Origin of the sequence: Bradyrhizobium sp. USDA 326 (assembly GCF_049739485.1) — a bacterium.
Classification (GTDB): Bacteria; Pseudomonadota; Alphaproteobacteria; order Rhizobiales; family Xanthobacteraceae; genus Bradyrhizobium.
Genome location: NZ_JBMGQA010000001.1, coordinates 1,076,045 through 1,090,512 on the forward strand (window position 1 = coordinate 1,076,045; position 14,468 = coordinate 1,090,512).

Here is a 14,468-nt window from a genome sequence, read left to right on the forward strand (position 1 = left end):
AACGGTAGGAGGACATCGTGGCGCATCCCAACAAGAAGAAGGTTATCGGCTTGTTGCTATGCCTCGGCTCCGTCGTGACCATGCTGGCCGGATGGACCTATGCCCATTCGGGCGAGACGTCGACGGACAACGCCTATATTCGTGGCGACGTCACCTCGCTCGCGCCGAAGGTTGCGGGCTACGTCACGGCAGTGGAGGTTCGGGACAACCAAGCCGTCCATAAGGGCGATGTCCTGTTCCGGATCGACGATCGGGATTACCGCGCGCGGCTGGCGCAAGCGGAGGCCAATGTCGAGGCCGCGCAGGCCCGCCTCGCTAATGTCGATGCGGAGATCCCGCTTCAGGATGCGCTGATCCGGCAGGCCGAGGCGCAGAAGCGTTCGAGTATGGCCGAGATGGCTCTGGCCACCAAAGCTTCAGATCGGCGCCGCGAGCTGATCCGTACGAATGCGGTCAGCCAGGCCCAGGTTGACGAAAGCGATGCGGCGCTGTCGAAAGCTGAAGCGGCTGTCTCCGCAGCGGCCGCCACGGTGGAGGCGCAGAAGCAGCGCATCGCCGTCCTCGCCAGTCAGCGCGAGGCGGCGCTGGCCGCCGTGGCACAGGCGCGGGCCGCGCGCGACCTCGCCCAGATCGATCTCGACAATACCGTTGTGCATGCGCCAGTCGACGGCGTAATCGGCAACCGCCAGGTCCGTGTGGGCCGCCTTGTCGCGCCGGGCACTTCCCTGCTCGACATCGTACCGGTCAGCGATGTGTGGGTCGTGGCGAACTTCAAGGAGACCCAGATCGAACGGATCCGGCCCGGCCAGCGCGTCCGCATCATCGTCGATAGCTATTCGGACCAGCCTCTACAAGGTGTCGTGGACAGCTCTGCGCCCGGCAGCGGCTCCGCCTTCAGCATGCTGCCGACAGACAACGCAACCGGAAACTTCGTTCGCGTCGTTCAGCGCGTGCCGGTGAAGATCCGCTTCGCAATCAATCCGTTGCCCGGCCGGCTCGTGCCCGGCCTGTCCGCGCGCGTCGACGTCGACCACGGGAGGGGCTCATGATCAAGGTCGCGTGCACCATACCAAGCCGCGGACGATCCGCCGCAGGACCCCTTCTCGTCACGGGCATTGTGCTCGCCACCTTAACGGATGCCATCGCGAGCACCGTGCTGTCGCTCGGGCGTGGCTATATCATCGGCGACACCCACACCACTCCCGATGAGTTCGCCTGGCTCGATATCGGATACACAGCGCTGAAGCTGATTGGCTTCGTAGCCACTCCCTGGCTGATGCAGCGTGTCGATGCGTGCCGCCTGGTCATCTGTTCAACCCTGGTCATGGGCGGGGCGTGCGGCATCACCGCCATTAGCGCCCGGCTGGACCTGCTGATCGCGCTGCGCATGGTGCAGGGCTTCTCTGGCGCCCTCCTGCTTGTCGCAGGCCAGGCGATCATTTTCCGCGCCTATCCGCGATCCCAACAGCCAATCCTTCAGGCGTTGTTTGCGATGGGATCGGTCGTGGCACCCGCGACCGCCGCTCCGGCACTGCAGGGCTGGTTGATCGACAGTCGGTCCTGGACATGGATTTTCTTCAGCGTCGTTCCGCTGGCGCTGGCGGCTGCCGGCCTGCTCCTGATCGCCGGCACCCCGCGGTCCGCTACGCCCGTCCGCCGCCCGCTTGACTGGATCGGCCTCTCATTGATCTCGATCGCACTCTTCTGCCTGACCTATGTCCTCAATTAGGGCAGTCGCTGGAACTGGTTCGAGGCGCACCATGTCCTCTGGCTCGCAGTTATCGGCGCGGCCGCGCTTCTGGCATTTCTCGGCCAGCAATTAATGGCTGGAGGTCGCGGCCTGATCGACTTCACCCCATTTCAATCGGAAGATTTCACCTTCGCATTCATCGTCAGTTTTGTTGCCGGCGCCGCATTGTTCGGAAGCGCGTTCCTGATCCCCTCTTTTGCCGTGTCCGTGCTGGCGTTCAGGCCCACCGATGCCGGCCTGCTCCTGTTGCCAAGCGGTGCGTTCTTTGTCGGCACGCTCCTCGTCGCCGTGTTCCTGATGCAGGTTCGCCGCGTTCCTCCTGTCGCCACTGTGCCCCTTGGCATTCTGACGATCATGGTGGCGATGTGGATGTTGTCCGGTTCGACCAGCGAAAGCGGCGCGCACGACATGATGGCTGCCGTCCTCTTGCGGGGGCTCGGCCTCGGCTTTCTGTTTCTATCGATCACCCTGATTGCCTTCAGCAACCTCAACCAAGACAATCGCGCGTCCGGCATAGGCCTCTTCAATACCGGTCGGCAACTCGGCGGCCTGATCGGCGTGGCCGTCCTCCAGACTCTGATCGAACACAACGTCGCCAGCAACGTTACGGTGCTGGGGGCCAGTCTGACCGCCGGGACTCCTGCGATCGGCGAGCGGCTGAGAATGACGGCAGCAATGTTAGCCGCGGAGGGAATGGACACGCTGGCCGGCCGAGCTTCGACGTCCCTGCTGGATGGCGTCCTCATTCGCCAATCCACCGTGATCGCCTTCGATACGGCTTTCAATGCGGTCGCTCTGCTCTTTGTCATTGCGGCGCCGGTGCTCTTCGTCGTGAAGATTGGATTATCCCGATATTCGAAACGGAGTGCAGCGCCACGGTCTGGAGTAGTTGCCCAGGACGCCTGTATACCGCTTGAGCAGGTGCTTCCGCGAAATGTGGCTAACAAAGCCAGTCCTTGACAGTCTTGTTACAGAAGGAACAGCCGCCGCGTCGTGGCCAGCGCAATTCGTGGCGGGTCCAGCGCCAGCTCCAGGAGTAGGAAATCGTAGAAAGTCGCAGCTTGGCATACAAAATCGTACGATTGGTAGCGGGGGAGGGACTCGAACCCCCGACCCCAGGATTATGATTCCCGTGCTCTAACCAGCTGAGCTACCCCGCCACAGGGATCGCGGCGGCGACTTGAGGCCGATCTCGCGAACGCGCGGCATATAAGGAAGGGGGCGGGGGTAAGTCAAGCAAAGTGGTCCGCCTTTTTCCGCCTTCGCCGAGGCCTGTGGCGGGACGAGCCGCCGTGTGAATGCGGCCTCTTTTCAATGAGTTCGTCATGGCCGGGCTTGTAGCGGCCATCCACGTCTTTCCTTGCACCTCAAAGAACGTGGATGCCCGGCACAAGCCCGGGCATGACGGAGAGGGGGGGCGGAACAAGCCCCTTATTTCGGCCTCACATTCGGGTCGCCGCCGGGGCTGCCGGGAGGCGGGATCACCGGGGTGTTTCCGCCGGTGTCCGGCGCCGGGGCGTGCATCTCGGGGTCGATGCCGGAGGGCGGGCAGAGCACGCCGTCGGACTTGGCCAGCTTGTCGCCGAGCGGTTCCCGGGACTGGCCCGTAGTGGTGCCGTCCGATTGACGGTTCGGACGGTCCTGCGGGGTACAGTTGGCCGCGTGTTGCGGGGATGGCGGCGCGGTCTGTTGCGGCGGCGTCGCCGGGGCGGGCGGGGCCTGCGCGATCGCTGTGCCTGAGGCGGCGATCAGGAGGCCGGCCAGAATGATGTTTGATGTCGTGCGCATGGGAGGGAAACGCGCGCCGCGGGCGGCCTGTTCCCGGCCGGAGTGCGATGTGATCGGGAGTGGACTGCGGCAAATTTGACGGTCTGCGCCGCCCGTCGTTGCGCGCATCGGATCGTGCTCCGCTGGAGCGATCCAATCAGCGAATGAGTGAACATGCACAGCAATGCCGAAGTTACGCGCGGGATATCGCGGGTGGAGAGAGCCCTCTCCCCTACCCACTCCCGCAAGCAAAGCGGGAGAGGGGGCGCGCTGCCGGCCTGGCCGCGCCTCGGGCTCGCTCACGCCTTGCGGTATCGGATCAGCGAGAAATGGCCCATCGGCGGCATGGGGCGGCGCTCGGTGAGGGTGATGCCGCCGTGCCTGGCGGCCCAGCCCACGAGGCGGGCCCACGGGAATTCAGGGCGCCAGCCGAGGCGGCGGGCGATGGGAGCAAAGGCGAGCTCGAACAGCTTTCGGGGGCCGCTCTCGGCGCCGATGTGGTTGACGAGGATCAGCTCGCCGCCGGGCTTGAGCACGCGGACGAACTCGTCGAGCGTGCCTTCAGGATCGGGCACGGCCGTGATGACATATTGCGCGACCACCGCGTCGAAGAATTTGTCGGGGAAGGCGAGGTTCTTCGCATCCATCACCGACAGCACTTCGACGTTGGAGAGGCGAAGCGCGCGCACGCGCGCCTGCGCCTTGCGCAGCATCGGCTCGGAAATGTCGACGCCGCAGATCTTCGTGGTGCGCGCATAATCGGAGAGCGAAAGCCCGGTGCCGACGCCGACGTCGAGAATGCGGCCGCCGATGCGGTCGGCCTCCGCGATGGTCGACTGCCTTCCGGCGTCGAACACCTTGCCGAACACGAGATCATAGACCGGCGCCCAGCGGCCATAGGCCTTCTCGACCCCGGCCCGCGAGATGTCTGCTGCCATGCCCCCTGCCCTGCCCGATACTCTTACTTAGATGATGGTCATTGGTGATGATGGTCCTCGCGCCGTACTCGGTCTGGCGCCTCTCCCCCTTGCGGGAGAGGGGGCGCACCGCTGTTGCGGCTACAGTCGGGCTCAATCTCATTTCGCCTCAGCCGCGCACGACTTCCGCGAGCGGGCGCGACGTGGCCGCGCCGACCTTCGCCGCGGCGCTCTGGATGAAGCCGCCGCCGAGCACGCGGGCCTGGCCGCCGGCTGCGTCGTAGAACACGCAGGCCTGGCCGGGCGAGACGCCCTCCTCGCCGGCGACGAGCTCGACCTCGTAATGGCCATTGCCGCCGCGCAGCCAGGCCGGCTGCGGGCTGCGGGTCGAGCGCACGCGCACGAACATCTCGAGGCCGCCGCCGATCGCGCGGTCGATGTCGCCGTCGCCGATCCAGTTGACGTCGCGCAAGCTGATGCGGTGCATCTTCAGCGCATCGCGCGGGCCGACGACGACGCGGCGGGTAGCGGCCTCCAGCCGCACCACGAACAGCGGCGAACCGGAGGCGATACCGAGGCCGCGGCGCTGGCCGACGGTGAAATTGGCGATGCCGCTGTGCCGGCCGAGCACGCGCCCCGAGAGATCGACGATGTCGCCGGGATCCATCGCGTTCGGACGCAGCCGCGTGATGATATCGGTATAGCGGCCGGTCGGCACGAAGCAGATGTCCTGGCTGTCGTGCTTGTCGGCGACCGCAAGACCAAAGCGGCGCGCGAGCTCGCGCGTCTGCGGCTTGGTCATGTCGCCGAGCGGAAAGCGCAGGAAGTCGAGCTGCTCGCGCGTGGTCGCGAACAGGAAATAGCTCTGGTCGCGGTCGGCGTCGGCCGCGCAGACCAGCGCCCGCGAGCCATTGGGCAGGCGGCGCGAGGCAACATAATGCCCTGTCGCGAGCGCCTGCGCGCCGAGCTCACGCGCTGTCTTCAGCAGGTCGCGGAACTTGACCGAGCGGTTGCACTCGACGCACGGCACCGGCGTCTCGCCGAGCGCGTAAGAGTCGGCGAAATTGTCGATGACGGACTCGCGAAAGCGGTCCTCGTAGTCGAGCACGTAATGGGGAATGCCGAGCTTGGCCGCAACATCGCGGGCGTCGTGGATGTCCTGGCCGGCGCAGCAGGCGCCCTTGCGGTGGGTCGCCGCGCCATGGTCGTAGAGCTGCAGCGTGATGCCGACGACGTCATAGCCTTCCGCCTTCAGCAGCGCAGCCGTCGTCGAGGAATCGACTCCGCCCGACATGGCGACGACGACCCTGGTGTCCTCGGGACGGCCTTCGAGATCCAGACTGTTCAGCATGGGCCTTAGAGCGTTGTGACGGCGGCGTAGCGCGATCCGCGATTCCTGTGCCTTCTCGCGGGGTATCGGTGATCCCCCGGAACCCTGGTTCCCCGGGGGGGCACGACGGCCCAAGTCGAAAGCGGCTGAGAGTAACCTCTTTAATATAGGCGGCATTCCGGTGAAGCAATCGCGCGGGCAGTCGGCTTAGGGCAATTCTTGCCGGGGCGGCAGAAATGGCGGGGCCGCGGCACCTTGCCGGCGTCGAGCCAGAACATTCAAGCTATTGATTTTGCTGAATAAAATTACACGGAAGGCGCTGGCCCGCTCCTTGCTACCCCTTGTCCGAAGTTGCTTCCAAGGGGTTGCCTGTGGTTGGTCGTACGTCAGACGTCGTGGCAAGCGTGCAAGTCCAGAGCGCGCAGCAAAAGCCTGCCCGGTCGCAAGCCCCGAAAGACACGCCCGCGAACGACGCTTTCGGCTCGCTGGTGGACAGCAACACCCAGGCGATCAGCAACAATACGCAGGCGCAGGACACTGCGCCGCGCCGGAGCGATTCCACGTCGTCTTCCACCGCGTCCGACCGGAGCCCGCGCGACACCTCTTCCACGGACCAGGCTTCGCACAGCAAGGCGAATGACGACACATCTGCGCCGGCGAAGAACGACAAGAGCGACGCGACCAGCGATCCGGCCAAGGACACCGGCAAGATCAAGGACAAGTCCGAGACATCGGACGCCGGATCGACGGACAAATCCGACGAGACCAAGGGCGACAAGTCCGACGGCAGCGACGCTCCTTCCGTCGCCGCCGATGCGGCTGCCGCCGTGTCGGCCGATGCGACGCAGCCCGCCCTGCCCGATCCGAACGCGATCGTCGTTGCCGCGGCCGTCGTGCCGGCCGATCCGAATGCGGCTGCGAGCCAGGCCGGCGATGCCGCCGCCTCGCCGCTGACGATCGCCGCAGCAGGTCTTGCCGCCAGTGCATCCACTGCGGCGCAGATCGCCGGCAACAATACCGCCACCGCCGCCGACAAGAGCGCCAAGGCTGCAGGCGTCGAGGTCGATGCCGGCACCACGACGACGCTCGGCGAGACCGCGACCGGCGCAAGCGAGGCGACCGCGACCGACGCGAAGGCCAACGGCGGACTGATCGCCGCCGTCAGCCAGGGCACGCCGAAGACCTCGTTCAAGGCGGCCGCAACGACGCAGGTCCAGACCGACGTCTCGAATATCGGCCAGAACACCGGCACGGCGAACGCCGCGCAGGCTCCGGCGGTTGCGCATCCGCAGTCCGCAAAGCCGCAGGCAGATGGCGGAGCGACTGACGCCAAGGCAGGCCTCGCCGACCGCACTGCCGATCCGGCACAAGGCGCGCCAGCCACGCATGCGCATGCGGGCACGCAGGCCACCATCGCTCCGACGGATGCCGGCGCGCAGGCCGCTTCCGCCGTGCAGGCGCCGCTGACCAACGCGACCTCGGCCGCCACGGCATCGACGGCGACGCTCACCGCGACCGCGGCAAACCATGCGGCCGTGCCGATCAGCGGCGTGCCGATCGAGATCGCGGCTGCCATTCGCGCCGGCAAGTCCCGGTTCGACATCAGCCTCGACCCGGCCGAGCTCGGCCGCATCGACGTCCGCATCAATGTCGACCGCAACGGCCAGGTCACCTCGCATCTCACGGTCGAGAAGCCGGAGACGCTGTCGATGCTGAAGCAGGACGCACCGCAATTGCAGCGCGCGCTCGACGATGCAGGCTTCAAGACCGGCAGCAACGGGCTATCCTTCAGCCTGCGCGACCAGAATTCATCGGGCCAGAATTCCGGCCAGAACAGCGACAATGGCGGTAATGCCCGCCGGCTGATCATCAGCGAAGACGAAACCGTTGCTGCCGCGCCTGTCGCCCGCGGCTATGGCCGCATGCTCGGGTCGAGCGGCGGCGTCGACATCAGAGTGTGAGGAGTATTCGAAATGGCCACCACGAATGCCGCCACCGCCCCTTCCGTCGTCTCCGGGACGACCGACATCCCGAAATCCTCCTCCTCGAACTCGTTGAGCTCGACCACGGGCTCGACGCTCGCCGGCAACTTCCAGACCTTCCTGACGCTGCTGACGACGCAGCTCCAGAACCAGAACCCGCTCGATCCGCTCGACACCAACCAGTTCACCCAGCAGCTGGTGCAGTTCGCCGGCGTCGAGCAGCAGCTCAAGACCAACGATTCGCTGGCCCAGCTCGTCGCCCTCCAGCAGACCACGCAGGCGACCCAGGCGCTGGGCTTCGTCGGCAAGACCGCGCTGGTCGACGGCTCGACCACGAGCATGACGAACTCGGCGGCGATCTGGCATCTCAACGTGCCGACCGACTCCACCGTCGAGATCTCGATCGCCAATTCCAGCGGCCAGACCGTGTTCAACGGCAAATACACCGCCGCCGCCGGCAACGACATTCCGTTCACCTGGAACGGCATGGGCAATGACGGCACGCAATGGCCCGACGGCAAGTACACGATCTCGGCCACGGGCAAGGACGTCGCGAACAACAATGTCGGCATCGCCGCGCAGGTGCAGGGCGTAGTGTCGTCGGTCGACCTGACCCAGTCGCCGCCGCTGCTCACCATCGACGGTGCCAGCTACACGCTGAGCCAGGTCAAGAGCATCATCGCGACAAGCGCCTATTGAGGGCGAGGCACCTCTTCCCGGCGGGGAGAGGTGGATCAGAGTCCCGGGCTCGCGCCGAGCCCGCAAAAGTCGTTCGGCGTTAGTAAAGTATTTACCTTCTGCCCGCTTGGCCCGCCGGAATCGCGTCTGGCGCCGGCCGAGACGGCCGTGTTCCCGCAAGTTTCAACGAGAATTGTATTGAACCCTTAGGCTTAGCGGATTTTTAAGCCGGGGAGCGTAGGGTTACGGGCGTGAGTTCAGTGGTTGAGAGTTTGTGAGTACGCCATGACAGAACCCCATCGCCCGAGGGTAAAATACGTCATCGGGCCGGACGGCAGTCCGTTGACGATCGCGGATCTGCCTGCACCGGGCACGAAACGTTGGGTCATCCGTCGCAAGGCCGAAGTCGTCGCCGCCGTCCGTGGTGGACTTCTCTCCCTCGAGGAGGCCTGCAGCCGTTATACCCTGACGGTCGACGAATTCCTTTCCTGGCAGTTTTCTATCGACCAGCACGGTCTGGCGGGTCTTCGCACCACCCGCATCCAGCAATATCGCCAGTAGGCGATCCGGAAATCTGCAGCTTTTGACGAAAATCGGCCTCGCTCCGCGAGGCCGATTTTTTTTCATGATACAGTTTTGTCCGATCTCTTAACTCTCGTTAACCATATCGAAACCATCACCTAGGCAATAATTGCCCAGTCGGCCTTTCCGGTGAAAGCAGCCGAATCTGCTGGGGCGGTTGCTTGCAAGGGCTTGCGGACTTTCTGAAGAGTATCGGCGCCGCCCGGTTCGGGGCGATGATCGCGGTCACCGCCGCGCTCATCGGCTTCTTCGCCTTCGTCATCATGCGCGTCACCACGCCGCAGATGACGACGCTGTTCACGGACCTCAGCGTCGAGGATTCCTCGACCATCATCAAGGACCTGGAACGCCAGGGCATCCAGTTCGAGATCCGCAACGAGGGCTCCATCATCATGGTGCCCAAGGACAAGGTCACCCGGCTGCGCATGAAGCTCGCCGAGGGCGGCCTGCCCAAGGGCGGCGGCGTCGGCTACGAGGTGTTCGACAAATCGGACGCACTCGGCACCACCTCCTTCGTTCAGAACATCAATCATCTCCGCGCGCTGGAAGGCGAGCTCGCCCGCACCATCCGCGCCATCGACCGCATCCAGGCCGCGCGCGTCCATCTCGTGCTGCCCGAGCGCCCGCTGTTTGCGCGCGAGGCGCCGGAGCCGTCGGCCTCGATCGTGGTCCGCGTCCGCGGCTCGCTGGAAGCCCAGCAGATCCGCGCCATCCGCCATCTCGTCGCCTCCGCCGTCAACGGGCTGAAGCCGCAACGGGTCTCGATCGTCGACGAGGCCGGCCAGCTGCTGGCCGACGGCGCGGCGACCGATCCGGAGCAGGCGGTCGGCGACGAGCGCCGCATCTCCTTCGAAAAACGCATGCGCAAGCAGGTCGAGGACATCGTGTCCTCCGTGGTCGGCTCGGGCCGCGCCCGCGTGCAGCTGTCGGCCGATTTCGACTTCAACAAGGTCACCCAGACCTCGGACAAGTTCGACCCCGAAGGTCGCGTGCTGCGCTCGAGCCAGACCCGCGAAGAGCAGAGCATGACCGCCGACAACAACGGCCAGGTCACCGTCAACAACGAGCTGCCCGGCAGCCAGCAGAACAACGCCGCCGCCCCCAAGGACCAGAGCAAGAAGACCGAAGAGACCAACAATTACGAGATCTCCCGCACCACCAAGACCGAAGTGACCGAAGCCGGCCGGGTCAACCGCATCTCGGTCGCGGTGCTGGTCGACGGCATCTACACCAAGAACGAAAAAGGCGAGCTGGCCTACCAGGACCGCACCAAGGAGCAGCTCGAGAGCATCGCCACCCTGGTGCGCTCGGCGATCGGCTTCGACCAGAAGCGCGGCGACCAGGTCGAGGTCGTGAATCTCCGCTTTGCCGACGCGCCTTCCACCGCGCCGATCGGCGAGTCCTCCGGCTTGCTCGGCATGCTCCAGTTCACCAAGGACGACGTCATGTACTTCGTCGAGCTCGGCGTGATGATGCTGCTCGGCCTGGTCGTGCTGTTCCTGGTCATCCGCCCGCTGGTCAAGCGCATCCTCGCCTCCGACGAGGTCGCCGCCGCCATCTCCGGCGTGCTGACGGGCCCCGCCGCGTCGGAAGAGGCCGCGCCGGCCTCCGGCCAGGCGCTGCTGCCGAGCGGTGCCGCCAGCGCCATCGACGTCGCCACCATCCAGGGCCAGGTCCACGCCCAGTCCGTTCATCGCGTGGGCGAGCTCGCCGAGCGCAACCCCAACGAAACCGTCGCGATCATCCGCCAGTGGCTGACCGAGCCAGCCAAGTAATCCGCCAAGTGAATCAAGAAGTGATCTGACATGGCCGCCAGTCTGCAAAACGCCAATTCGAACGACATCACCAGCGTGATCTCCACGCTCGGTCAGCGCGCCGGCATCCGCGCCGCCGACGGCAAGGGCCTCGCGCAGCTGCCCGGGCCGAAGCGTGCCGCGATCCTGATGCTGGCGTTGGGCGAGCAATATGGCGGCAAGATCTGGAGCCTGCTCGACGACGACGAGGTGCGCCAGCTCTCGCTGGAGATGTCGACGCTCGGCACCGTCGAGGTCGACACCGTCGAGGACATGCTGCTCGAATTCGTCTCGCGCATGTCGGCCTCGGGCGCGCTGATGGGCAATTTCGACGCCACCGAGCGGCTGCTGCAGCAATACCTGCCGCCGGAGCGCGTCAACGGCATCATGGACGAGATCCGCGGCCCCGCGGGGCGCAACATGTGGGAGAAGCTCTCCAACGTGCAGGAAGAGGTCCTCGCCAACTACCTGAAGAACGAATACCCGCAGACCATCGCCGTGGTTCTGTCGAAGCTGAAGTCGGAGCACGCCGCCCGCGTGCTCGGCATCCTGCCCGAGGAGCTCGCGCTCGACGTCGTCAACCGCATGCTGAAGATGGAGGCGGTGCAGAAGGAGGTGATCGAGAGCGTCGAGAAGACGCTGCGCACCGAATTCATGTCCAACCTGTCGCAGACCCGCCGTCGCGACGCCCACGAGGTGATGGCGGAAATCTTCAACAATTTCGACCGCCAGACCGAAACCCGCTTCATCACTTCTCTGGAAGAGGACAACCGCGAATCCGCCGAGCGGATCAAGGCGCTGATGTTCACCTTCGACGACCTCGTCAAGCTCGACTCCGGCTCCGCCCAGACCCTGATGCGCAACGTCGACAAGGACAAGCTCGGCGTCGCGCTCAAGAGCGCCAACGAGGACGTCCGCAACTTCTTCTTCGGCAACATGTCCTCGCGCGCGGCCAAGATGCTCCAGGACGACATGGCGGCGATGGGCCCGGTGCGCCTGCGCGACGTCGACGAGGCCCAGGCGCTTCTGGTCAACCTCGCCAAGGACCTCGCCGCCAAGGGCGAGATCATGCTGACCAAGAACCGCGCCGACGACGAGCTGGTGTACTGATGGCCGCTCCGGCAAAATTCCTGTTCGATACCGACTTCGCAGCGCCCGAGCGGGCGACGCGCGAGAAGGCCGCGGCCGCAGCCGAGATCGCCCAGAAGGTCGCGGAAGCCGAGGCGCGCGCCTACCAGGACGGCTTTGCCGCCGGTCAGCGCGAGGCCAAGGCCGAGAGCGACCGCCGCGTCGCGCTCGCCATGGAGGAGATCAACATCGCAATTCGGGGCGTCGCCTCCGGCATCGGCGGCATCGAGACCAGGATGGAGACCGAGGCGGTCGAGGTCGCGGTCGCGGTGGCGCGCAAGCTGTGCGCCGACCTGGTCGCCGCCGAGCCGCTCGGCGAGGTCATCGCGCTGGTCAAGGACTGCTTCTCGCATCTGGTCGCGACGCCGCATCTCGTCGTCCGCATCAACGATGCGCTCTACGACGCCGCGCGCGAGAAGATCGAGCGGCTCGCCAAACAGAGCGGCTTCGAGGGCCGGCTGGTGATCCTGGCCGAGCCGGAAATTGCCACCGGCGACTGCCGGATCGAATGGGCCGATGGCGGCGTCGTGCTGGAGCGCGGCGCCATCCTGGCCAAGATCGACGAAATGGTCGGACGCTATATCGCGTCCCGCAGGGGGAGCTAAGCCATGAGCGACACCGACGGACAGGTCCCGTTGCCCGATCTCAACGGCCCGATGCCGCCGACCGGAGCCGACGTCGGCTACAACGAGGACGAATATGCGGCGCGTGCCGCCGCCGACCTCGAAGCGGTGTTCGACGTTCCGGTGCAGGTCTCGGCCGTGCTCGGCCGTTCGAAGATGGACGTCGGCGAGCTCCTGAAGCTCGGACCGGGCACCGTGCTCGAGCTCGACCGGCGCGTCGGCGAAGCCATCGACATCTACGTCAACAACAAGCTGGTCGCCCGCGGCGAAGTCGTCCTGGTCGAGGACAAGCTCGGCGTCACCATGACGGAAATCATCAAGGCCGAACGCGGCTAGCACAAGACGCAAGGACATGACGCGCGGCAGCGCGAACAGACGGACAGGAGAGTGACATGCGGCTTCTCATCGTTGGCACATTGAAGGGCCAGCTCACCACCGCCACCAAGATCGCGATGGAGAACGGCGCCACCGTGACTCATGCCGAGGATCACGAGCAGGCGATGCGCGTGCTGCGCGGCGGCAAGGGCGCCGACCTCCTGCTGGTCGACGTCGCCCTCGACATTCGCGACCTCGTGCTGCGGCTGGAAGCCGAGCACATCCACGCGCCGATCGTCGCCTGCGGCATCACCAACGACGCCCGCGCCGCGGTCGCCGCGATCCATGCGGGAGCCAAGGAATACATCCCGCTGCCGCCGGATCCGGAGCTGATCGCCGCGGTGCTCGCCGCTGTCGCCAACGATTCCCGCGAGCTGGTCTATCGCGACGAGGCGATGGCAAAGGTGATCAAGCTCGCCCAGCAGATCGCCGGCTCCGACGCCTCGGTCATGATCACCGGGGAATCCGGCACGGGCAAGGAGGTGCTGGCCCGTTACGTCCACACCCGCTCGGCGCGCGCCAAGCGCCCGTTCATCTCCATCAACTGCGCCGCGATCCCCGAGCACCTCCTGGAATCCGAGCTGTTCGGCCACGAGAAGGGCGCCTTCACCGGCGCGGTCGCGCGCCGCATCGGCAAGTTCGAGGAGGCGACCGGCGGCACGCTGCTGCTCGACGAAATCTCGGAAATGGACGTCCGCCTGCAATCGAAACTGCTGCGCGCGATCCAGGAGCGCGTGATCGATCGCGTCGGCGGCACCAAGCCGGTGCCGGTGGACATCCGCATCATCGCGACCTCGAACCGCAATCTCGCCGAGGCTGTGCGCGAAGGCACGTTCCGCGAGGATCTGCTGTTCCGCCTCAATGTCGTCAATCTGAAGATCCCGCCGCTGCGCGAGCGCCCTGCCGACATCCTGGAGCTCGCCCAGCACTTCGTGAAGAAATATGCCGAGGCCAACGGCGTGCCGCTGCGCCCGATCTCGGCGGAAGCGCGCCGCGTGCTCTCCGCCAACCGCTGGCAGGGCAACGTCCGCGAGCTCGAAAACACCATGCATCGCGCGGTGCTGATGGCGCACGGCGACGAGATCGGACCCGACGCCATCATCACGCCGGACGGTGACCGGCTCGATCTCGCCAAGACCGCGCCGGCCGTGGCGCATGCCACCATGGCCGCCGAGCAGGTGACTCGCGCACTCGTGGGGCGCACCGTGGCCGACGTCGAGCGCGACCTGATTCTGGAGACGTTGAAGCACTGCCTCGGCAACCGCACCCATGCCGCCAACATCCTCGGCATCTCGATCCGCACGCTGCGCAACAAGCTCAACGAATATGCCGACGGCGGCATCCCGATCCCGCCCGCGGGAACGCCGGGTGAGTATCCGCGGATGCCGATGATGGGGGCGTAGGCGGCCACGACCGATCGAGACGATGCGAATGCCCGGGCTGGTCCCGGGCATTTTTTTGAATGCAGGCCGCCAAACTCGTCATTGCGAGCGCAGCGAAGCAATCCAGAATTTCTCCGCGGCGACAGACTGGATTGCTTCGC

The 14,468-nt window shown here is 65.8% G+C and carries 12 protein-coding genes, 1 tRNA gene and 1 pseudogene; 10 read left to right on the forward strand and 4 right to left on the reverse strand.

Going from position 1 to position 14,468, the window contains the following annotated elements; translation table 11 throughout:
• Positions 1 to 17 precede the first annotated feature (17 nt).
• Together ABIG06_RS05125 and ABIG06_RS05130 are read left to right on the forward strand one after the other, a co-directional pair.
• Positions 18 to 1,049 carry an HlyD family secretion protein gene (locus ABIG06_RS05125; RefSeq protein ID WP_370134738.1) on the forward strand — a complete coding sequence of 344 codons (1,032 nt, stop codon included), beginning with the start codon at positions 18 to 20 and terminating at the stop codon, positions 1,047 to 1,049.
• Positions 1,046 to 2,710 (forward strand): annotated as a pseudogene (locus ABIG06_RS05130) (DHA2 family efflux MFS transporter permease subunit). Before ABIG06_RS05125 ends, ABIG06_RS05130 begins: the two are co-directional and overlap by 4 nt.
• Positions 2,711 to 2,833: 123 nt before the next feature.
• On the opposite strand, the gene ABIG06_RS05135 reads toward ABIG06_RS05130, so the two are convergent.
• The 4 genes from ABIG06_RS05135 to mnmA form a co-directional block, all read right to left on the reverse strand.
• Positions 2,834 to 2,910, reverse strand: a tRNA-Met gene (locus tag ABIG06_RS05135).
• 271 nt (positions 2,911 to 3,181) lie between these two features.
• A complete protein-coding gene (locus ABIG06_RS05140) occupies positions 3,182 to 3,538 on the reverse strand; it encodes a hypothetical protein (RefSeq protein ID WP_370134741.1) in 357 nt (118 codons plus the stop codon).
• A 278-nt stretch (positions 3,539 to 3,816) separates the two neighbouring features.
• Positions 3,817 to 4,455 carry a class I SAM-dependent methyltransferase gene (locus ABIG06_RS05145; protein ID WP_124162925.1) on the reverse strand — a complete coding sequence of 213 codons (639 nt, stop codon included), beginning with the start codon at positions 4,453 to 4,455 and terminating at the stop codon, positions 3,817 to 3,819.
• A gap of 148 nt (positions 4,456 to 4,603) precedes the next feature.
• The gene (mnmA, locus tag ABIG06_RS05150; protein ID WP_370134743.1) at positions 4,604 to 5,785 is read right to left on the reverse strand and encodes a tRNA 2-thiouridine(34) synthase MnmA; all 1,182 of its coding nucleotides are present in this window, start codon (positions 5,783 to 5,785) and stop codon (positions 4,604 to 4,606) included.
• Positions 5,786 to 6,135: 350 nt separating this feature from the next.
• Here mnmA and ABIG06_RS05155 point away from each other — a divergent pair, with 350 nt between their 5' ends.
• From ABIG06_RS05155 to ABIG06_RS05190, 8 genes are all read left to right on the forward strand, one after another.
• Complete coding sequence (locus ABIG06_RS05155; protein ID WP_370134746.1) at positions 6,136 to 7,725, forward strand: flagellar hook-length control protein FliK; 1,590 nt, start codon at positions 6,136 to 6,138, stop codon at positions 7,723 to 7,725.
• Between the two features lie 12 nt (positions 7,726 to 7,737).
• Entirely contained in the window at positions 7,738 to 8,445 is a 708-nt protein-coding gene (locus tag ABIG06_RS05160; RefSeq protein WP_370134749.1) for a flagellar hook assembly protein FlgD, read from the forward strand.
• Positions 8,446 to 8,709: 264 nt separating this feature from the next.
• Complete coding sequence (locus ABIG06_RS05165) at positions 8,710 to 8,985, forward strand: DUF1153 domain-containing protein (RefSeq protein ID WP_002714638.1); 276 nt, start codon at positions 8,710 to 8,712, stop codon at positions 8,983 to 8,985.
• Positions 8,986 to 9,167: 182 nt separating this feature from the next.
• On the forward strand, positions 9,168 to 10,781 hold the full coding sequence (gene fliF / locus ABIG06_RS05170) for a flagellar basal-body MS-ring/collar protein FliF (protein WP_370134751.1): 1,614 nt from the start codon (positions 9,168 to 9,170) through the stop codon (positions 10,779 to 10,781).
• Between the two features lie 30 nt (positions 10,782 to 10,811).
• The gene (gene fliG, locus ABIG06_RS05175; protein WP_124162920.1) at positions 10,812 to 11,909 is read left to right on the forward strand and encodes a flagellar motor switch protein FliG; all 1,098 of its coding nucleotides are present in this window, start codon (positions 10,812 to 10,814) and stop codon (positions 11,907 to 11,909) included.
• Positions 11,909 to 12,532 (forward strand): FliH/SctL family protein, encoded by a 624-nt coding sequence (locus ABIG06_RS05180; RefSeq protein WP_370134754.1) that lies wholly within the window; start codon positions 11,909 to 11,911, stop codon positions 12,530 to 12,532. The genes fliG and ABIG06_RS05180 overlap by 1 nt, the downstream gene beginning before the upstream one ends.
• Positions 12,533 to 12,535: 3 nt before the next feature.
• Positions 12,536 to 12,886 (forward strand): flagellar motor switch protein FliN, encoded by a 351-nt coding sequence (fliN, locus tag ABIG06_RS05185; protein WP_124162918.1) that lies wholly within the window; start codon positions 12,536 to 12,538, stop codon positions 12,884 to 12,886.
• Positions 12,887 to 12,942: 56 nt separating this feature from the next.
• The gene (locus ABIG06_RS05190) at positions 12,943 to 14,328 is read left to right on the forward strand and encodes a sigma-54 interaction domain-containing protein (protein WP_370134757.1); all 1,386 of its coding nucleotides are present in this window, start codon (positions 12,943 to 12,945) and stop codon (positions 14,326 to 14,328) included.
• The last annotated feature ends 140 nt before the right edge of the window (positions 14,329 to 14,468 follow it).

Bases quoted from the DNA above. Each gene is read 5' to 3' on its own strand.
- ABIG06_RS05180 (WP_370134754.1), top strand. From the start codon at position 11,909: ATGGCCGCTCCGGCAAAATTCCTGTTCGATACCGACTTCGCAGCGCCC.
- mnmA (WP_370134743.1), bottom strand. From the start codon at position 5,785: ATGCTGAACAGTCTGGATCTCGAAGGCCGTCCCGAGGACACCAGGGTC.
- fliN (WP_124162918.1), top strand. From the start codon at position 12,536: ATGAGCGACACCGACGGACAGGTCCCGTTGCCCGATCTCAACGGCCCG.
- ABIG06_RS05145 (WP_124162925.1), bottom strand. From the start codon at position 4,455: ATGGCAGCAGACATCTCGCGGGCCGGGGTCGAGAAGGCCTATGGCCGC.
- ABIG06_RS05140 (WP_370134741.1), bottom strand. From the start codon at position 3,538: ATGCGCACGACATCAAACATCATTCTGGCCGGCCTCCTGATCGCCGCC.
- ABIG06_RS05165 (WP_002714638.1), top strand. From the start codon at position 8,710: ATGACAGAACCCCATCGCCCGAGGGTAAAATACGTCATCGGGCCGGAC.
- ABIG06_RS05190 (WP_370134757.1), top strand. From the start codon at position 12,943: ATGCGGCTTCTCATCGTTGGCACATTGAAGGGCCAGCTCACCACCGCC.
- fliG (WP_124162920.1), top strand. From the start codon at position 10,812: ATGGCCGCCAGTCTGCAAAACGCCAATTCGAACGACATCACCAGCGTG.
- ABIG06_RS05160 (WP_370134749.1), top strand. From the start codon at position 7,738: ATGGCCACCACGAATGCCGCCACCGCCCCTTCCGTCGTCTCCGGGACG.